Raw genomic sequence first — 19725 nt, 5'->3', positions numbered from 1 at the left:
ACCTTATCCGTACTAACAACCGCAGTACTTTCAACAGGGAAATGTTATGAAAAGCAGCTACACCCCACTCAACTTTGGGCTTGGTGAAACCATCGATATGCTCCGAGACCACGTCAACGCGTTCGCCACCGAGCATATCGCCCCTATCGCCGCAGACATCGACCGCGATAACCAATTCCCCAATCATCTGTGGTCCAAATTCGGTGAAATGGGCTTGCTTGGCGTAACCGTCGACGAAGAGTTTGGCGGTGCAGGCATGGGCTATCTTGCTCATGTTGTTGCGATGGAAGAGATCAGCCGAGCTTCGGCGTCTGTCGCACTCAGTTACGGCGCACATTCCAATCTTTGTGTTAACCAAATCTTTCGCAATGGCTCCCTTGCTCAACGAGAAAAGTACCTACCTAAACTCATTGATGGTTCTCACGTCGGTGCATTAGCCATGAGTGAGCCGAACTCAGGTTCTGATGTGGTTAGTATGCAGCTACGAGCTGAAGACAAAGGTGACCACTTTCTGATGAACGGCAACAAAATGTGGATCACTAACGGTCCTGATGCCGATACTTTAGTGGTTTACGCGAAAACCGATCCCAATGGCGGATCTCGCGGCATCACCGCTTTCATTATTGAGCGAGAGTTTGAAGGCTTTAGCCATGCGCAGAAGCTCGACAAACTTGGTATGCGCGGCTCCAACACCTGCGAATTGGTGTTTCAAGATTGTGTCGTGCCAAAAGAGAATGTGTTAGGCGAGTTAAACCGTGGTGTCGAAGTTTTGATGAGCGGTTTGGATTACGAGCGCGTGGTACTCGCAGCTGGACCGCTTGGCATCATGCAAGCCTGTATGGACGAAGTGGTGCCGTATGTTCATGACCGCAAACAGTTCGGCAAATCCATCGGTGAATTCCAACTAGTGCAAGGAAAGCTTGCTGACATGTATTCACGCATGAACGCCGCCAAAGCTTATGTTTATGCTGTCGCAGCCGCCTGTGACCGAGGTGAATGCACGCGTAAAGATGCCGCTGGCGTGATCCTTTACAGCGCAGAGCTTGCCACACAAATGTCGCTCGATGCTATTCAGCTGTTAGGCGGTAATGGCTACATCAACGAATACGCGACTGGGCGTTTGCTCCGTGACGCCAAACTGTATGAGATTGGTGCTGGCACCTCTGAAATTCGCCGCATGCTGATTGGACGAGAGTTGTTCGAAGAGTCTCGCTAACCCACCGACAAGGAAGTCACTATGGCAATCATTAAAAGCAAAACCAAGCCAACCGACGAGCTATTTTTGTCGAATAAAGCGGTCATGACCGAGTTGGTGAACAACCTCAATGCCAATATCAAAGCCATCAAGCAAGGTGGCGGACAAAAAGCCATCGACCGCCAGCGTCTGAAAGGAAAACTGCCCGTTCGTGAGCGTGTCATGCTCCTTTTAGATGAAGACAGCGAGTTTCTTGAAGTCGGACAATTCGCAGCGTGGAACGTCTACGAAGAATCAATTCCATGCGCAGGTGTCGTCGCGGGCATCGGCACCATTGAAGGCATTCAATGCATGGTGATCGCCAATGATCCTTCCGTCAAAGGCGGTACCTACTACCCACTCACGGTGAAAAAGCATCTACGCGCGCAAGAGATCGCACAACGTTGCCAACTACCTTGCGTCTATTTGGTGGATTCTGGTGGTGCAAATCTCCCTCATCAAGCGGAAGTCTTTCCTGATAAAGAGCACTTTGGGCGTATCTTCTTCAATCAAGCCAGAATGTCGGCGCAAGGCATACCTCAAGTCGCGGTTGTGATGGGGCTTTGTACCGCAGGCGGCGCTTATGTACCTGCGATGGCAGACGTTTCCATCATGGTCAAAGAGCAAGGCACCATCTTCTTGGCAGGACCACCGTTAGTAAAAGCCGCAACGGGAGAAATCGTCACCGATGAAGAATTAGGCGGTGCCGACGTGCATTGTCGTAAGTCTGGCGTTGCCGATTACTACGCAGAAAACGACCAACATGCATTACAGCTTGCACGCGAAGCTATCTCCAATACCAATCAATCACTCCCCATTCAAAGCGACAAACCGGTTTTACCACCGCGTTACGACGCCGAAGAAATGTACGGCATCGTCAATGCGAATCTGCGCTTGTCTTTTGATGTTCGAGAGATCATCGCTCGCGTGGTCGATGACTCAGACTTCGATGAATTCAAGGCGCTTTATGGTAAGACTTTAGTGTGCGGTTTCGCACGAATCCACGGCAATCTGATTGGCATTGTGGCGAACAACGGCATCTTGTTTTCTGAGTCCTCACAGAAAGGCGCGCACTTTATTGAGCTGTGTGCCAAACGCAAAATTCCCCTACTATTTTTGCAAAATATCACTGGGTTTATGGTGGGCAAAAAGCTTGAAGCAGAAGGCATTGCCAAGCACGGCGCGAAACTGGTGATGGCGGTTGCATGCGCGGATGTGCCCAAGTTCACCGTGATTATTGGCGGCTCTTACGGCGCAGGCAACTATGGCATGTGCGGTCGCGCTTATGACCCCACCATGATGTGGATGTGGCCAAACGCACGAATCTCAGTAATGGGCGGAGAACAAGCCGCAGGCGTGCTCACTCAAGTGCGTCGAGAAGTGAAGAAACGCCAAGGTGAAGAATGGCCAGAGCCCGAAGAAAGTGCATTCCGAGAATCTATCGTAGACTTGTATGAGTCTCAAGGGCATCCCTACTACGCCAGCGCACGTTTATGGGATGACGGCATTATCGACCCGAAAGAGACGCGTCAAGTATTGGCTCAAGCCTTAAAAGTCGCGCTCAATGCGCCAATTCCTGACAGCAACTTTGGCATATTCAGAATGTAGCAATGTAGAGAAGAAAGGACGTCACATGCAGGATCATCAACCGAGTATCATCCCCAATACCCAACGACAAGATGAAGTACTTTGGAACGTCGATGAATTCGGCGTCGCAACGCTTACGCTCAATCGCACAGAGAAGCACAATGCGTTTGATGCCTGCATGATTGATTTGCTGATCCACAGACTGGATTACCTCGCTTTGCGTACCGATGTTCGCTGCTTGGTGCTTCGAGGAAATGGCAAACATTTCTCCTCTGGGGCTGATTTGAATTGGATGAAATCCATGGCAAGTAGCACCAGAAAGCAAAACCTTGAAGACGCGCAAAACCTTGCACGCCTGATGCATACATTGGACGCTTTCCCTCAGCCTACTATTGCGGTTGTGCAAGGTTCCGCTTTTGGTGGCGCACTAGGTTTGATCTGCTGCTGTGATATTGCCATCGCGGCAGACGATGCGAACTTCTGCTTGAGTGAAGTCAAACTGGGACTGGTTCCAGCAACCATCTCTCCTTATGTCATGCGAGCAATGGGCAACCGTCAAGCTCGTCGTTACATACTCAGCGCCGAAGTGATTAACGCAGCTAAAGCAGAAAAGTTTGGCATTGTGCATGAGGTTCATAAGCTGGACAACATCGAAACCGTGGTAGAAAGCTTGATTGATTCTTTGCTGCTCAATAGCCCAGATGCGATGCGAAAAGCCAAAGCGTTATGTCATCAATGCCACCAAAATCCGATTGATGGTCAGCTTATTCAATACACGAGCCAGCTTATCGCCGACATTCGCGTATCGCCGCAAGGACAAGATGGCTTGCAAGCCTTTCTGGAGAAACGAGAACCGGGTTGGATAAACAAGCCAGCTAAGGGCAAGAAATGAATTTGCCAAACAAGGTAAATATTGTCGAAGTAGGTGCGAGAGACGGTCTGCAAAACGAATCTCCGGTGTCCACGCAAGCCAAGATCCGCTTAATCGACCTACTCTCGGATACAGGACTCACCCATATTGAGGCAGGCTCTTTTGTGTCGCCTAAATGGGTACCTCAAATGGCGGATTCGCTCGATGTTATGAAGAAAATCACCCGCCGCCACAACGTCATCTACTCAGCACTAACGCCTAATGTGCAAGGCTTTGAAAAGGCGCTAGAAGCCGGTGCTACCCAAGTCGCCATCTTCACCTCCTCATCGGAGGGCTTTTGCCAACACAACATCAATTGCTCGATTGCAGATAGTCTTACCCGCTTTGAACCGGTAATGGAATTGGCAGCAAAGCATAACATTCCCGTTCGGGGTTACTTATCTTGCGTGGCAGATTGCCCTTATGACGGACCAACCAAACCCGAGCAAGTCGCAAGAGTCGCTAACCTGCTGATGGAATTAGGGTGCTATGAGGTTTCACTTGGAGACACCATAGGTACAGGCACGCCGATACGCATCGCTAAAATGCTTGAAGCAGTGCAAGTAAAAGTCCCAACCGACAAGCTCGCGGTGCATTTTCACGACACATGGGGACAAGCGTTGGCGAATATCTACCAAGCCTTAACGATGGGCATCAATACCATCGATAGCAGTGTCGGCGGCCTTGGGGGCTGCCCTTACGCTCATGGCGCTTCAGGTAATGTTGCTACCGAAGATGTGCTCTACCTTTGCCAAGGCTTAGGAATCGAGACCGGAGTAGATTTGGAGTTGCTTGCCAAAGCAGGATGGATGATCAGTGAAGAATTAAACCGCCAGCCTACCTCAAAAGTCTCGCTGGCGTTAAAGCAGCGTTAGACCTCGTAATTCGCTTTGATACCGATATCGAAATGCAGCGGCATACGCCACTTAGCAAAAGACAGGAAGCCCATTACTAATCCTGCCAATAACATAGTGATGGCAGCAAGGATTGGAAGGTTAAACCACAGCGCAAACGTTGCGACAGCGAGAAACGCGGGTACCATCTTCAAGCCTGGCACTTTAAAGCAAAAGGACTCTTTAAGTGCAATGCCCGAAAAGGTCACAAAGATAAAGCCAAGCCCTAACCAAGTGCGCTGAAACTCCAAGTCACTCACCATCAATACCAAGCCAATCCAAGACGCCCAACTGATCACGGCACGTACGTGTTTGCTGTATACGTGAACGTTCGCGGCAGATAACGCACCAGACACACAAAGTGCAATGACTGAGGTTTGGTAAACCAGCGGTGAACTAGAAATTGCACCAGAGATAAGAACCGAAAAAACAAGCAGCGCCATAGCAAACAAAGTAATACCAAAGCGATACAAGCACACGCTGATTTTATCGAGTGAATCCAGCGTCTCTTGATGTTCTGTGTTTGCCATGGAAAGCATCCTGCCTAAAAATGGAAAGGAATGAAAAGCCAACGAGGGTGAAATCGCTGGCTCTATAAACTTAATTACGCCCGTTTTGGAAAGCGGAGTCTACCGCCAGTTCGGTAGATCACCAAAGAGAATAAGATAAGCGCACAACCAACGAGTTTATTGGAGGTCAGCACTTCGCCGTACCAAATCACACTCAAGATCACTGTCCAGACAGGTTCAAGGATCATAATCAGTGCAGCGTTACCCGCTTGGACAAACTTTTGTCCCATGGTTTGCATCACATAACGCAAGCTGGTTGCCAAAAGCGTACTCAGCGCAAACCAAATCCAGATAGACGTCGATACTTCAGTTGGCACCGTTTCCACCAAAGATGAAATCAACAAACCAATCAAACCCGTGACAAACAATTGGATGCACGTCAGTAACAACACAGGCAATTTTTGCGAATACTTGCTGTTTACGTTGAAGTGCAGAGCGAGCATCAAAGCAGCGCCTAAGAACCAAAGTTGACTGCTAGATTGTTGCCAACCACCAGCTAAAGACAAACACCCTAAGCCAAGAATCGCGATTGGTAGTGACACCCAAAAAATTCGTTGAGGTCTTTGACGAAACATAATCCACGCGACAATGGGTACGAACAGCATTGATAGGCTCATGATGAATGCGCCCTCACCTAACGTATCACTGATTGAAATCGCATAGATCCAACACATCAGCGCGCCTCCCAAAAGCACACCAACGCCTGCCGCGGCAAAAATATCTTTCTTGTTGGCAGCACGAAGCGGTTTGATACACAGAGGCAACAAACACAGTGAAGCGATAGTGAATCGCAGACCGATAAATCCGAATGGAGGGAGACCTTGAATGGTTTCTTTAGAGAAGATCCACCCTAATGCCGCGATCATCGTAGTAGCGACGAGCACGAATGCAGCTTTGCGTTCTGAGTTAAACATAATTACTCACAAAAAAGACCCTACGAAGGATTCGTTAGGGGTTCATATATCATTGATTTTAATGCGTGATTGCTAGTTATATTTACATCGCAAATGCTGGACTAAATGTGTACTTAGACTGAGGAGTGTTAACGTTTGCGAAGCGTTCACAGTATACATTGTGACTAATTCATCATCGAGAAAATTACTGTGAAACCCTGTCATTATTTTGTTATTTGAAACCATCAGAATTACAAGTAATCCTTTAGGTAAAAACTCAAATACAGTACGGAATAATCTAAGTCTAAATTCGGGGCAAAATGTTACAATAGCAACGAAACAAAATAGACGTCAGGAGGTACTTTATGAGACATTCAACCGTACTCTTTTTCATTCTGATCGCCTTGCTTATCATTGCTCCAATTGCGCTCGGCTCGCTGTTTAGTCTTATCTCCTCTTTTCGCGTGAGTACTATCGAAGCCGATCCAATATCCATCACACATATCTACGACATGATGATCTACCGTGGTCGATAATGTGTTTTGAAAGATCTCCTATTCTCTAACCGCTCTTGCTTATACCCAAGTAGCCTAGAGATGCTAGGTTCAGCGAGAATAACTTAGTTTGTAGACGCGGCGGCGATTTAAAGGTCTAGTGGGTATAAATCAGGGCGGTTTTCAATTTCCTTCATCCTCTTAAAACAATACTGAGCCCACTCAAATCAAACAAAACTCGCCATTTTTCAAAAGGCAAAAGCTAAGCACCTCTTTTCACTTTAGTTTTATTGGTAATGATTTTGTCCAATCCATCGAGTTGTCGCGTATTAGTAATGAAAACCACAACTAAATCGGCTTGTACATAGCGATATCGCCAGTACCTGCTTACTCTTTAACCTACAACAATAAAAAACAAACCCGTTCATTCACCTCACGAATAAGAGCGAAGAGCCTGTTTGTAAAACGCCCAAGTTAGTGAAAACGCATTCAAATTACTAGGGAATCAGTGATGAGATTAAAGAACACACAATGCATGAGCACAGTGCTGAAGACGGCTCTCGTCGTCACTATGTGCTTCTCTTCGATCACCTTCGCATCCGACACCAATACCGATGCTCAATTTGAGGTTGGTAAGGAAAAGGCGAAAGTATGTATGACGTGTCATGGTACCGACGGAATTTCTACTATCGACGCCTACCCGAATTTGCGCGGTCAGAAAAAGAGCTATCTAATTTCGTCTTTGAAGGATTACAAAGCGCGTGAGCGCACAAGTGGTCTGGCGGTATTAATGCAGCAGCAAGCTGATGCACTTTCTGATCAAGATATCGAAGACATCGCCCATTACTACTCACAGTTAGGTAACGAGCCGCAGCCTTAAACTAGGAGCGTCCTTATGGAACAAGCAGCAACTCAATACAACACTCAAGTTGTGAAGTATTTTGTGTTGGCATCGTTAGTGTGGGCTATTGCAGGGATGATCATCGGTGTCATTCTTGCCGCGCAGTTATATTGGCCCGTGCTCAACTTTGATTCTCAATACTTCCAATTCGGTCGCCTGAGGCCATTACACACTTCCGGCGTGATATACGGTTTTGTCGTCAACATTTTGATGGGTACTTCTCTTTACATCGCTCAACGCACCGGACGCTGTAATCTCTTCAATCAAAGTTTATCTTGGATGGTTTTCTGGGGATGGCAATTGGTACTGTTCTTAGCACTCGTTACGTTACCGGCTGGCTACACGACGTCTAAGGAGTATGCAGAATTAGAGTGGCCAATCGACGTACTGATCGTCTTGGTCTGGGTGCTCTACGCTGTGCTGTTTTTCGGCACGATTGCGAAGCGGAAAGTTGACCATATCTTCGTTGCGAACTGGTTCTTCGCCGCCTTTATCATTGTTATTGCGATGATCTTCATCGTGAACAATCTTGCCATGCCTGTCTCTTTGATGAAATCCTATTCCGTCTTTGCCGGAGCCCAAGATGCTATTGTTCAATGGTGGTGGGGGCACAACGCGGTAGGCTTTTTGCTGACTGCCGGTGTGATTGGTATGAACTATTATTTCATACCTAAAGCCGCTGACCGCCCTATCTACTCTTACCGTTTGTCTGTGATCCACTTTTGGGGCTTGGTTGGTTTTTACACTTGGGCAGGTACTCATCATTTGGTTTATTCATCAGTACCTGTTTGGGTGCAAAACATTGGCATCATCATGTCTCTCATCCTTTGGCTTCCTTCTTGGGCAGGCGCTTTCAACAGTGCGATGACACTTCTACAAAACAAAGAGAAGCTCAAATCTGACTACATTTGCCTGTTCTTCTTCTCGGCAATTCTTTACTACTGCTTGGCCACATTTGAAGGGCCTCTATTGGCGATTCGCTGGTTCAACATGCTAGCGCACAACACCGAATGGGTGATCGGGCACGTTCACTCTGGCGCATTAGGTTGGGTGGGCATGTCCGGCATTGCGGTGTTCTACTACTTTATCCCGCGTCTCTGGAACAAAACCGAACTTTGGTCGCAGCGTTTGATCAAGTGGCACTTCTGGCTAGCCCATGCTGGTGTCGCCATCTACGCTATCGCACTTTGGGTAGCAGGCATTGGCGAAGGCTACATGTGGCTAACCCAAAACGAGAATGGCGAACTGGTTTACAGCTTTATTGAAGCCATGAACTTTAAAGCGCCATGGTTGTTCTTACGTTTCTTCGGTGGCGCACTCTTTGTACTTGGTTTGTTCCTGATGGCGTTTAACTTGTATAAGACCGTGCGTTCTCCATCCGTACTAGTGGCAAAGGAGGCATAAGATGAGCAAAGACTTTACTCACTCGGTTATCATCTTAATCATCACCACGATGGTTGTAGCTTCTTTTTCACTCGCGGTTTGGGTTGTACCGAATATTCTTCGCACGGATGACATCGCCAAAGGCAGTTTAGCTAAGCCCCTAACCGCAATTGAGCTTGCGGGTCGCGATATCTACATCAGCGAAGGTTGCCATGTGTGCCACACACAAATGGTTCGCCCATTGGAACCTGAAATCAAGCGCAATGGTCGCGCTAACCAAGAGTCTGATGATATTTACGAGTTCCCAAACTTGTGGGGGTCTAAACGTACTGGACCAGACTTAACCAACCTAGGTCGGAAATATTCGGACCAATGGCATGTATTACACCTTATCGATCCACGCCAAGTTGTACCAACATCCATCATGCCTGCTTACCCTTGGTTGTTTGAGCAAACTCTGTCTGGTAATGCCATTGGCAACAAGATGGAAACACTGCGTACGTTAGGCGTACCCTATACCGACCAAGAGATATCAGACGCACGTCTACAAATTCGAGGTAAAACCAAGGGTGAAGCTTTGATTCGTTACCTTCAAAGCCTTGGTCAAGACACAGCACAGGAGGTGGCACCATGAGCACATTCTGGAACTGGTGGGCAGTTGCCTGCACCATAATATTTTTTGCCCTTATGGTGAGTGTTATCGTCAAGTATTGGCGAAGCAACCACAAAGCAGATCAAGACCACACCATTGCTTCTTTTGATGGTATAGATGAGAAAGATGCCCCACCACCTAAGCTGCTGTTTATAAGTTACGCTGTCGCGTTTTTACTCTCTGCAGGCTATTTAGTGTTGTATCCAGGGCTAGGTGAATGGAAAGGATTGGTGAATTATGACCAAGGAAATGACAAACTCAGCTCACCTTCGACCACACTCGATCAGCAGTTTAGCCGAGTAACAAACACCTCTTTGGCGGTACTTGCACAAAATACCGACATAGTACGCACTGGACGCATGCTGTTTCAGACCCATTGCGCCGCTTGTCATAGAGATAACGCGCAAGGGCAAAAACACTTTCCTAACCTTATCGATAAAGAATGGATGTATGGTGGAGATGACGATGCCATTATTCACTCCATCGCAAAAGGGCGTAACGGTGCTATGCCGGGATGGGTAGAGGTAATGAGAAAAGACGAAGTAAATAAAGTCGCCTATTACCTTGCCTCTCTCAATCAACGCCACAGTGACGTGCCAGAGGTAAAAGTTGAACTTGGTAAACGTCTGTTTGTGGAATACTGCGCTTCATGTCATGGAGATGGCTCCATCGCAAACCAACAAACCGGTGTGCCTGATTTGTCAGACAGCGTTTGGCTTCATGGCGGCAGCATCGAAGAGATTCAACACACCATCAATTACGGTTTGAATAATCTGATGCCAGCGTTTGAAAACCAGCTTTCCGAAAACGAGATCCTCGCCATTGGCGCTTACATCCATAAAGCAGGCGAAGAGGAAGAGCAAAAACTCTCAGCGCTTAATGCCGAGTCTGTCGAACGTGGCGAGTACTTGGCACACGCCGGTGATTGTGTCGCTTGTCATAGTGCGGAAGGTGGCGAACCTTTTGCGGGCGGTCTGCCGTTTGTTACGCCTTTTGGTACCATCTACTCCACTAACATCACGCCTCATGCCAGTGAAGGTATTGGTGAGTATAACTATGATGACTTTCGTGATGCACTCGTGAAAGGTAAAGGCAAACACGGTTATCTCTACCCTGCTATGCCTTACACCTCATATCAATATCTGACTGAACAAGATATGACGGATTTGTGGGAGTACATGCAGTCTATCCCTGCCGTGGCGCGTCGTAACGATGAAAACCACATGATGTTCCCATCGAACATTCGTCTTGGTCTCCTTGGTTGGAACATTGTCTTTATGGACACCGATCCTATCGACTACAACCTACCTTCAGAGCTTGAGGGCGTGGTGGAGGACGTCGAGAAGTGGCAGAAAGGTAAATATTGGGTGGCAGGTTTAGGGCACTGTTCAGAGTGCCATACGCCGCGTAACATTGCTCAAGCGCTAATCCCTGAACGCATCTTCCAAGGCAACTTGATAGATGGTTGGAACGCACCTGACATTACGTCTACAGAGCTGTATGTGGGCGGTTGGGATGAGAAAACACTAACCGACTTCTTGCACACTGGCCACTCAGACAAAGGTACCGCTTTTGCTGGGATGGCTGACGTGGTCAAAAACAGCTTGAGTTTGATGACGCGCGAAGACATCGAGTCCATGTCTTATTACCTACTCAGCGGTGACGTAAACAACTTCATTGCTGCCGATGCGGTGCCTTTAGAGCCGAAAGGGTTCGATGAAGCTGCCTATCAAGATCCGATCTATGCTACTTACAAGCAAACGTGTGGCGCGTGTCATGGGAACGATGGTAAAGGTCGAGACCCTATTGCACCAACGCTCTTGAATAATGGCATCATCATGCACAGTGACCCATTCAACACTATTGCGGTAACGGTGCGTGGCTTGCAGCCTACCTATATTGATCCGGAGCGTAACTTCATGCCGATGGCAAGTTTTGAGGATATCCTCTCTGACGCACGTTTAGCCGAGCTCATTACCTTTGTACGTAGGCATCTCGGGGATCAACAGCAGGAAGTGACGGCGGCAGATGTGCGAGAAGTGAGAGAAACATTGGAAGCGGCTGGATATGCTGGCGGCCTGCACACCACCCCAGACATGTACGACAGGCGCGACAACACTATCAACATTCGTTAGGGTCAGCAGACTTCAGGACCTGTTTTCCTAGCTAACAGGAATAAAAAAAGCCAATCACAATTGGGTGATTGGCTATATATTTCTGTGAACAATCTGGTTCACTAACAACGTCAGTTGGCTAGGTGACCCTCGGCTTAAAAGGGTCATATAAACTAAAGCATTAGACATGCCAACTTTTCGATGCAGTAAAACCGATTGTTATTTAATCATTTGCAGTCAAATTGAACGAATAATCACACTAACTACTTTCCACTTATTGCATATTGCGAACAAGACCTTGCAATATGCAAATACAATCTTCAATTCATTTATGGCTTACGGGCGAGATCTCGCGCTAAAATTAATGCCAAACCGAAGACTTGAAGAAACAAACCAATACTTTTATACCAAGCCATCTTTTCTTCCAAACCTGTCATCACTTCCGTGGTTTCCAAGTTGGCAAGGTAATAGCTGTCTATACGATTACGGTAGTTATTTTGCGCCTGATTGATCTCAGACATCAGATTAGGTAACTGTTCAATTTGGATTGGACTGACTTCCTGCCCTGTCCATGCTAACAAATGCCCTCTCAACACTTGGTTCATTTCTTCTGAAACAGGTTCACTCTGATCAAGGTGCAAATGCAACAACAATACTTCCCGCTTTCGCTCCAATGTTTCGACACTATTCCAAGCGAGTTGTATCGAATAGAGGTTATCGGCTTTTTGTTCAGCCAGTAAACTGATCTCTTTACCGAGTTTATCTAACACAACACTGGTTAAGATAATCGCAGCAATATTAAGAACCAGTCCAACAAACACCAATAGCCATGCAGGCGGTAAGTATGTCGATTTTTTTACCATAAGCTCCCGTAAGGTAAATAGATCAAGTTAAGGGCTACTAAACCAATCATAGTAAAGAAGGTTAACTTCATCCCTGTAATTCGGCCTTTTAAATCCTCACCGAGAATTCCCTTTGCGTGAATCACACGCCCAATCACAAATACAATACCAGCAAGGTGTATCCACAGTAGCGAAGCGCCGTTATATTCTAATAACGCCATTAAAATGAGAGTGATAGGAACGTATTCACTTGCATTGCTTTGTGCGCTGCGAGCGATTTGAAGCGCCTCAACTCCACCATCGGCGTAAGCGATTTTGTTGCTGCGGCGTTGCTTGATGACTTGAAAAGCGAGCCAGATGAGCAGTAATGCGAGAATAGATGCGTAAAGCGCGGTAACCATAAAACTTCCTTCTTTAAATATTATTGTGAGCTAATTATTCTATAAAAAACACATTTATAAAATACATACATTCTTGATTTAGAGTGACTAGATCTTTAAATCGCCGCCGCGTCTACAAACCAAGGCATTCTACCTGAACCGGGAATCCCGAAGTTGCTTGGGTATAAATTAGCCCTATAAATCTAAAGAAAGAAATCATCAAAGAGAGTGGTTAGCGAGCTTTTTACGCTTAGAAAGCTTGGCGATACCTTCGCAGATCGTGAACAGCAGACCCACCCAAATAAAAGCAAATGTCACCGCTTTTACACTATCGAATAGTTCACCAAAGAACACGACAGCCAATACAAATTGAAGACTCGGTTCAATGTATTGCATCAACCCTACTGTCGACAGGTTAGTAATTCGGATCGCAATCGAATAAAAAATCAGTGGGAGAATAGTTACTGGCGCACTTCCTAAATAAAGCATGAACGTGGTCATATCGACGGTTGAAGATAACTCACCGATCGTCCATTGCTTAAACATCAGATATGCCAATGCGATTGGGGTAAGCACCACCGCTTCAATAAAGAGTGTTGTACTCCAATCAAAGTTAATCTTTTTCTTAAATAAGCCATAAAGAGAAAAGAATAAGCCCATTGTCAGCGCTACTAATGGTAACTGACCATATTGGATAACCTGATAAACCACACCGATAGTTGCTAAAAGAATGGCAATGAACTGACCTTTTGACAGCTTATCACCAAGGACAAAAACACCCAGTGCGACAGAAACCAAAGGTCCAATAAAGAAGCCTAAGCTCGCATCAATAACACGGTTATTGGTTAACGCCCAAGTGAATGCAACCCAAGAAATACACATTAGGCTACTTGCAACAAAGGTATACCAAAGGGACTTTTTATCTTTCCAGATAGCAGCCCATTTCGGCATGTGATGCGTGATCGCCAGTACCAATAGAAACCCCACAGGTACAGAGCCAATGATGCGCAGCGCCAACAGTTCATCCATTGATGCATTTGGCAGAAAGCGATAGTAAACAGGCAACAATCCCCAGATAACAAAGGAAAGTGCAGCCATAAAATTGCCGTAACGATTGTTGTTCATAACTGACTCGACAAATAAAAAAGTGACGCGATTCTATAGAGCAAATTTGGTTTGTAAAGCGAAACAAAAGGACCAATATTCGCTATAAGGCTAGGCCTTGAATTACCGCGGTAATTCCACTAGTAAAACACAGCGCTAGCGCGCCGAAACGCACTTTTTCTTTAGGCAAGGACTGTGTTGTTTTTATTGCCAACCAATAGCCGAATGCGGCTGCAGGCAGTAAGGGCAAAGTAATGATCAAATGATGAAGATTGAAGAATCCCACCGGAATTTGAACCACCAACGAGATGATAGAGCTAAACACAAAGAAAGCAGAAAGGTTACCACGTAACTGATTCGCTTCTTGATGCTGAAGTAGTAACGCCATTGGCGGTCCACCGATAGCGGAGCTTGTACCAAAGAGCCCCGAAAAGAAACCTGCAAACGTCATGCGTCCTGGTGTTGGCTCAATGCGAAAAGGTAAGACACTCACAGCCACAGCAAAAAGCACGAGAAAACCAATCCAAAGCGTTAACGCTTCTGTCGAAACATAAAACAGCAGCGCCCCACCCGCTAACGATCCGGGAATACGACCGAACAACGCCATCTTTAAACCACCGAGTTCAACATTACTGCGGTGCTTCATCGCATTCATTAATGAAATAAACAATGCAACTAAACAGATGGGAGCAGGAACGTATTCCGGAGCCCATAGAATAAGTAGTGGAGCCGCGACAATAGCCAAGCCAAAGCCAATAGCCGTTTGTACATAAGAGCCGAGGAAAATCAGCCCCATTGCAAGCAAATTAGTAGAATCGAATTCCATCGATGCGTTCTTATATTTTATCTATTTATTAGAGAGTTAGTTAAATATGAATTATCTATTATTCACCTACTCTCGCCCTGCGTAGGATTCATCAAACCTATCTAAAACACAATCAAAATATTTCAATAACCGAACTTTAGAGGCTCACTTTCTGCAACTTCGAATTTTGTACAAAGATGCAATGTTTAATTTATCAATACTCCTCTATCCAGAACACAAAATCGACATTATAATCAGCGGCTTTTATAGAGTGAATGCACTATCAAAATTCACCACACGTAGAATTTCACAGTCTAAGGCACTAAATAATAAATAAATATTAGACTATCGTATCAACCTAACTTAAAGATGGTTTATGAAAAGAAAATCAGGTTTTACTTTAATTGAGCTTGTTGTTGTAATCGTAATTCTTGGCATCCTTGCTGTCACTGCCGCACCCCGCTTCTTAAACATTCAAGATGATGCTCGCGAAGCGCGTTTGGAAGGAATGAAAGGTGCAATTGCATCAGCTCTGAACATTGGGTATGGAAAAATGGCGATCGCGGGTCTCGAAGGTCTCTCCTATGTTTCTAATGATACTGACTATAAAAATCATGATGGAAGCATGCTAGTCCCGATGCAAGGTTTACCCTTTGATGGATGTGAAAAAAGTTCAAGCACGCATTGCGCGTTTGAATATGGTTATCCGCAAGCAGATACAACATCATTAACTGTACTTGTGCAAGAACTAGGTAGTCATGTTGAATCAACTGATTGGATGATACGAATGCTTCCAAACAGAACGGCTTACATAACAGCTCGTGATGACAAATCCGCTAACGAAAATGAATGTAGTATTATCTACGCTCCGCCAGAAAACGCTAAAGCCAAATACACTCTAAAAATAAACAAATGTTCATAACCAAAAAAGGCTGCCAATCGGCAGCCTTTTGTCATCTTGTTCTCTGCTTATGCAAAGTTAAACACGTATTTATCCATCATATTGACCATACGACCAATCTCTGGCTTAGTAATCGTGTCATTTGCCCCTAGTGATAGTGCTTTCGCACGGTTATCTTCACTCATTAGAGAAGAAAACATCACGATTGGCATTTCATTGTAGGCTTCCGTTTCACGTAGTCGTTTTACCAAGTGCATACCATCCATACGCGGCATTTCAACGTCGGTAACAACAGCATCAAGCAGCTCACGCACTGGCAGTTGTTCTTGTTTCGCTACTTCGATGAGACTCATTAATTTCTCGTAAGCTTCGCCGCCGTCTTTACATGTGATCACGTTATAGCCTGCTGATGCTAAAGTATCTTGAATCAGTGAGCGAATAAACGCTGAATCGTCCACAACCATAACGGTTTTCGCATTACGCTTACCAACCATACGCTGGTTAAGGTCAACCGATTTATCACCCGTTACGTCGTATTTTTCCATACTCAGCTCTGGGTTGATGTCTGCAATGATTTTCTCGAAATCGAGGATCATGATCAGATTGCCATCTTTACGAACAACAGCAACCACACAGTCCTGTTCACCTGCTTCTAGGAACTGGCTCGGTGATTCTACGTCATTCCAAGAGATACGGTGGATGCGTGAAATGCTGTCAATCAAGAAGCCATTCGTCATCTTGTTGAAATCCGTCACAATCACAAACTTACGCTCTAAGTCGCGACGAGTCGGAACGCCAAGCCAACCAGCAAGGTCCACCAACGGAGTTAACACTTCACGGGAAGAGAACACGCCAATCATATGCGGTTGTGCGTTCGGATAATCGGTAGTCTCTGGTACGCGAATCACTTCGCGAACTTTAGCGACGTTAATACCGTAATAACATGTTTTTGTGCTGCCATCTGGCATCTGTTTTTCTAGGTGGAACTCAATGATTTCAAGCTCATTGGTACCACTCTCAGTCAATATAGTGCTGGTTACGTTACTCATAAACACAATTATCCAAAATACGCACCAAGAAAAAGGCTTGATGCAATGCCACAGAGAATCACTTCACAGGCGAAAAAATCCAAGAGTCCTTTTGTAGTCGTTGAGACAGAATTTGTAAATAATCAAAAGGATGCTGACTGCACACTTCTATATCAAATGCTTAAAATTTGTCTCATTTTTGTACAAAACACATTCAAGTATTCAATATTGCAGCTGGGTTCCTTAAGTTAACGGCAGGGAAAACAAAAAGTTTAGCCATAATTAGTAAAGAATCAGTGAGTTTTAATGACCGCTTCGTTATCTACGCGATGACGCTCGCCATAAACCCCTTCTTCGGTTCTGATACCACAACTGATGACCATGGTGATTTGATCACTGTCTCTTAGATTAAGCAACTGTTTTACACGTTTTGAATCGAAGCCTTCCATTGGGCAAGTGTCATAGCCTTTTTCTCTCATCGCGTACATAAAAGTCATCGCTGCCAAAGAAACACTCTTGTGCAAACAAACACGTACGTCACTTTTAGCCACTTCTCTTACCATCGGCTTGTTTCGACCTAGCCACCAGCTGTATAACTTGCGTACCGCCCCGCGTATGCCAAATGCATCATTGTTATAAACCATTGGGATAAGTTTTTCGTAATACTTTAGAGCGCGCTTGGCCGCAGCGTCGTCACGGCCTTCAAAAGCTTGGCGCACAGTCTCTGCGTTGCGCTTTGCGCGCTCTTCCCAGTTATGAGTAGTCGCCACAAAAACGACTAACTCATTCGCCGTTTTTGCCGCATTTTGTCCCATGCAGAAGTCGGCTAGTTTCGCTCGCTTCTCCGCTGAAATCACTCGATGAAATTCCCACATCTGCATATTACTGCTGTTTGGGCTAAGCGTGGTCAACGCGAGCGCCTTGGCTACATCATCATGGTTAAATTCAGCATTCGTATCGTACTTTCTAACGGAACGACGTGAATGAACAATAGATTCAAAAGAAGATTGGCTCATAACGGACTCAAAACTTAGGTAAAAGCGCGATCTTTACTGATTCATTGCTTAGCTGCAAGTATAAATACACCATCAGGTAAAATTTCGCTCCTTACATCTCTCTATTGCAGCTTAAAGAATCGAATTTGATCAGATAAGTTAACCGACATTCTTGCTAGCTCATCTGTTGCCTGATTGCAGTCTTGAATCATATTAACAGTTTGCTCCACTTGATCGCGTACAGATACCACGCTTTGATTGATCATTTCAGCCGTGGCACTTTGTTCTTCCGTCGCCGTAGCGATTTGAGTGTTAAGCACATTCGTCTGTTCAATATTCCCCGAAATACTCACAAAGGCTTCATTCGCTGAGGCTGATTGCTGTACCGTTTCTTCTAGCATGCGTTGCCCAGCATTAATGGAATCAACCACCTGAGTCGTATTCTGTTGCTGCGTACTGATGCGATGACCGATCTTTTCTACCGCCTTCTGGGTTTCTTGAGCCAGTTGACGCACCTCATCTGCTACAACAGCAAAACCACGACCTTGATCGCCAGCACGCGCGGCCTCAATCGCTGCATTGAGTGCCAGAAGGTTTGTCTGTTCAGCAATGGTTTGAATCACTTCCGTAATATCCGCAACCTCTGCTGTCCCATTGGACAAGGTAGCCACCTCTTGGCTCATGGTTCCCATTTGCGTGGCTAAACCGCCCACCTGCTCCATGGCTCGTTGCATGACAGTCTGCCCTTGTTCAGAGACACTCGTCGCCAACGCAGCTTCTTGTGATGCCCCACTCGCACTTTGGGCGACTTCGGTGATGGCTACCGTCATTTGGTTCACCGCGGTGGCAACTTGATCAGTTTCTAATTGCTGGGCTTGTGCATTCGTCAGAATTTCTCCGTTTACTGCCGACAACTCTTCTGATGCCGAAGCAAGCAAGTCACTACAAGACACCACACCTGACACCGTTTTATACAGCTGCGCTTCCATATGGTGCAACGCATCAAGCATTTCAGCGATTTCATCATTCCCTTTCACCTGATCATGCCTCATCCCGATTTCACCACGACTCAGCTTTTCAGCTACTTGCTTAGCAAACTGAACATTCGCGGTAATATCATGCGAAATATACAGAGATAAGAAGGTGACGATTGGCAATCCAATCAACAAGGCTAACGTCACATTGATTATTGCCTCTTCAGTGGATTGTTGAATCTCATCTTTCAATGCATTTTGATCATTAACGGCATCGACTCTGATGCCATTCAGTTGTTCAGCAATATCAAAACCAATCTCTTTAAGTACTTCCCAACGATCGTTTCGAGTCCGAATCGTGCTGGCAACTTGAGACAACGAGTGAGCAAAGCCTTCTGTCAGTTCAATGAGTTGTTCTTGGCTTGCGAAGCTTAACTTGGACAAATCACTTTTCCATTGCGATAGCTGATCTTGAAACTGTTCGTAATCTTGCTCGTTATTGGTTAACAGATACTCCGTAGCTTCTTGCGTCAACGCTTTAAATACCATAGCTGCGCGAGAAACTTCCGAACGTTGCTTACTAAGCACTTCTGACTCAGTCGTCGCGATATTTTTGCTTCAATCTGCTTTTGAAAAGAAACCAGTTCAAGAACAGAAGCGTCACGTTCTCGCATTAATTGCGAAACTTCAGTTAAGTTTGTTATATAACTTTCGAGTTGCGAAGTGACTTTTTCAAAGCGCCCCTTCCGTTCATTATCTGTCGACTTCAAAGCCTGCTTTTGTGCCTCTTGTTGCGCTAATTTCAAGCTTTCAATTGCTCGATTAAAAAATTGAGGGTCGCGGTTTGTACGATACGTCAATGCATTGATTCGAGCCTTCAACAGATTTGCTTCAACGTCTGTCGCTTCAAAAGCTGCCTCATCGATTGATTGAAAGTGAATAAAATTTGAATTGACCTGTTTGGTCGTAAAAAAGCCAACAGCAGACACTGTAGACAGCACCAAAATAACGGCACTCAAGATCAGATAAAATTTATGTTTTATTTTTTTAATTCTATTAAGCATTC

General features: G+C 45.6%; 20 protein-coding genes. 10 read left to right on the top strand and 10 right to left on the bottom strand.

What is annotated here, in order from left to right:
* Nucleotides 1–46 precede the first annotated feature (46 nt).
* From AACR11_RS04055 to AACR11_RS04040, 4 genes are read left to right on the top strand one after another with little or no spacing between them, the layout of a single operon-like run.
* Nucleotides 47–1216 (top strand): isovaleryl-CoA dehydrogenase, encoded by a 1170-nt coding sequence (locus AACR11_RS04055; protein ID WP_029789564.1) that lies wholly within the window; start codon nucleotides 47–49, stop codon nucleotides 1214–1216.
* A 21-nt stretch (nucleotides 1217–1237) separates the two neighbouring features.
* A complete protein-coding gene (locus tag AACR11_RS04050) occupies nucleotides 1238–2842 on the top strand; it encodes a carboxyl transferase domain-containing protein (protein WP_029789562.1) in 1605 nt (534 codons plus the stop codon).
* 25 nt (nucleotides 2843–2867) lie between these two features.
* Nucleotides 2868–3713, top strand: a complete 846-nt coding sequence (locus AACR11_RS04045; protein WP_029789561.1) for an enoyl-CoA hydratase-related protein — start codon at nucleotides 2868–2870, stop codon at nucleotides 3711–3713.
* Entirely contained in the window at nucleotides 3710–4606 is an 897-nt protein-coding gene (locus AACR11_RS04040; RefSeq protein ID WP_029789560.1) for a hydroxymethylglutaryl-CoA lyase, read from the top strand. The genes AACR11_RS04045 and AACR11_RS04040 overlap by 4 nt, the downstream gene beginning before the upstream one ends.
* On the opposite strand, the gene AACR11_RS04035 is transcribed toward AACR11_RS04040, so the two are convergent.
* Entirely contained in the window at nucleotides 4603–5154 is a 552-nt protein-coding gene (locus tag AACR11_RS04035; protein WP_029789559.1) for a DUF2301 domain-containing membrane protein, read from the bottom strand. The two genes, AACR11_RS04040 and AACR11_RS04035, sit on opposite strands and share 4 nt — an antisense overlap.
* Nucleotides 5155–5228: 74 nt before the next feature.
* On the bottom strand, nucleotides 5229–6107 hold the full coding sequence (locus tag AACR11_RS04030) for a DMT family transporter (RefSeq protein ID WP_061066365.1): 879 nt from the start codon (nucleotides 6105–6107) through the stop codon (nucleotides 5229–5231).
* Between the two features lie 344 nt (nucleotides 6108–6451).
* Between AACR11_RS04030 and AACR11_RS04025 the strand changes: the two genes are divergently transcribed.
* The 5 genes from AACR11_RS04025 to AACR11_RS04005 all read left to right on the top strand — a co-directional run bounded on the left by AACR11_RS04025 (nucleotide 6452) and on the right by AACR11_RS04005 (nucleotide 11651).
* Nucleotides 6452–6622 carry a hypothetical protein gene (locus AACR11_RS04025; protein ID WP_009696160.1) on the top strand — a complete coding sequence of 57 codons (171 nt, stop codon included), beginning with the start codon at nucleotides 6452–6454 and terminating at the stop codon, nucleotides 6620–6622.
* A gap of 469 nt (nucleotides 6623–7091) precedes the next feature.
* The gene (locus tag AACR11_RS04020) at nucleotides 7092–7460 is read left to right on the top strand and encodes a c-type cytochrome (RefSeq protein ID WP_029789556.1); all 369 of its coding nucleotides are present in this window, start codon (nucleotides 7092–7094) and stop codon (nucleotides 7458–7460) included.
* 15 nt (nucleotides 7461–7475) lie between these two features.
* Nucleotides 7476–8885, top strand: a complete 1410-nt coding sequence (gene ccoN, locus AACR11_RS04015; RefSeq protein WP_005451576.1) for a cytochrome-c oxidase, cbb3-type subunit I — start codon at nucleotides 7476–7478, stop codon at nucleotides 8883–8885.
* Between the two features lies 1 nt (nucleotide 8886).
* Nucleotides 8887–9498: a cbb3-type cytochrome c oxidase subunit II gene (locus AACR11_RS04010; RefSeq protein ID WP_017819537.1), complete on the top strand. Its 612-nt coding sequence runs from the start codon at nucleotides 8887–8889 to the stop codon at nucleotides 9496–9498.
* On the top strand, nucleotides 9495–11651 hold the full coding sequence (locus tag AACR11_RS04005) for a cytochrome c (RefSeq protein ID WP_017188963.1): 2157 nt from the start codon (nucleotides 9495–9497) through the stop codon (nucleotides 11649–11651). The genes AACR11_RS04010 and AACR11_RS04005 overlap by 4 nt, the downstream gene beginning before the upstream one ends.
* Nucleotides 11652–11959: 308 nt before the next feature.
* Here AACR11_RS04005 and AACR11_RS04000 read toward each other — a convergent pair whose 3' ends face one another.
* The 4 genes from AACR11_RS04000 to AACR11_RS03985 all read right to left on the bottom strand — a co-directional run bounded on the left by AACR11_RS04000 (nucleotide 11960) and on the right by AACR11_RS03985 (nucleotide 14782).
* The gene (locus AACR11_RS04000) at nucleotides 11960–12493 is read right to left on the bottom strand and encodes a hypothetical protein (RefSeq protein ID WP_029789553.1); all 534 of its coding nucleotides are present in this window, start codon (nucleotides 12491–12493) and stop codon (nucleotides 11960–11962) included.
* A complete protein-coding gene (locus AACR11_RS03995; protein WP_005449392.1) occupies nucleotides 12487–12873 on the bottom strand; it encodes an MAPEG family protein in 387 nt (128 codons plus the stop codon). Before AACR11_RS03995 ends, AACR11_RS04000 begins: the two co-directional genes overlap by 7 nt.
* Nucleotides 12874–13071: 198 nt before the next feature.
* On the bottom strand, nucleotides 13072–13977 hold the full coding sequence (gene rarD, locus AACR11_RS03990; RefSeq protein WP_009696156.1) for an EamA family transporter RarD: 906 nt from the start codon (nucleotides 13975–13977) through the stop codon (nucleotides 13072–13074).
* Nucleotides 13978–14059: 82 nt separating this feature from the next.
* Nucleotides 14060–14782, bottom strand: a complete 723-nt coding sequence (locus tag AACR11_RS03985; protein WP_029789551.1) for a sulfite exporter TauE/SafE family protein — start codon at nucleotides 14780–14782, stop codon at nucleotides 14060–14062.
* A gap of 355 nt (nucleotides 14783–15137) precedes the next feature.
* Here AACR11_RS03985 and AACR11_RS03980 point away from each other — a divergent pair, with 355 nt between their 5' ends.
* Complete coding sequence (locus tag AACR11_RS03980) at nucleotides 15138–15683, top strand: type II secretion system protein (RefSeq protein WP_009696154.1); 546 nt, start codon at nucleotides 15138–15140, stop codon at nucleotides 15681–15683.
* A 47-nt stretch (nucleotides 15684–15730) separates the two neighbouring features.
* Here AACR11_RS03980 and AACR11_RS03975 read toward each other — a convergent pair whose 3' ends face one another.
* From AACR11_RS03975 to AACR11_RS03960, 4 genes are all read right to left on the bottom strand, one after another.
* A complete protein-coding gene (locus tag AACR11_RS03975) occupies nucleotides 15731–16711 on the bottom strand; it encodes a chemotaxis protein (RefSeq protein ID WP_005449396.1) in 981 nt (326 codons plus the stop codon).
* A gap of 272 nt (nucleotides 16712–16983) precedes the next feature.
* Entirely contained in the window at nucleotides 16984–17706 is a 723-nt protein-coding gene (locus AACR11_RS03970) for a nitroreductase family protein (protein ID WP_029789548.1), read from the bottom strand.
* Between the two features lie 101 nt (nucleotides 17707–17807).
* Nucleotides 17808–19247, bottom strand: coding sequence for a methyl-accepting chemotaxis protein (locus AACR11_RS03965; RefSeq protein ID WP_223295801.1), 1440 nt, complete (start codon nucleotides 19245–19247; stop codon nucleotides 17808–17810).
* A complete protein-coding gene (locus tag AACR11_RS03960) occupies nucleotides 19190–19723 on the bottom strand; it encodes an MCP four helix bundle domain-containing protein (protein WP_223295800.1) in 534 nt (177 codons plus the stop codon). The genes AACR11_RS03965 and AACR11_RS03960 overlap by 58 nt, the downstream gene beginning before the upstream one ends.
* Nucleotides 19724–19725 lie beyond the last annotated feature (2 nt).

Origin of the sequence: Vibrio sp. L85 (genome assembly GCF_963871815.1) — a bacterium.
In the GTDB taxonomy this organism is placed as follows: Bacteria; Pseudomonadota; Gammaproteobacteria; order Enterobacterales; family Vibrionaceae; genus Vibrio; species Vibrio harveyi.
The sequence above is the reverse complement of the archived record's forward strand: the minus strand, read 5'-3'. Positions and strand labels throughout refer to the sequence as shown.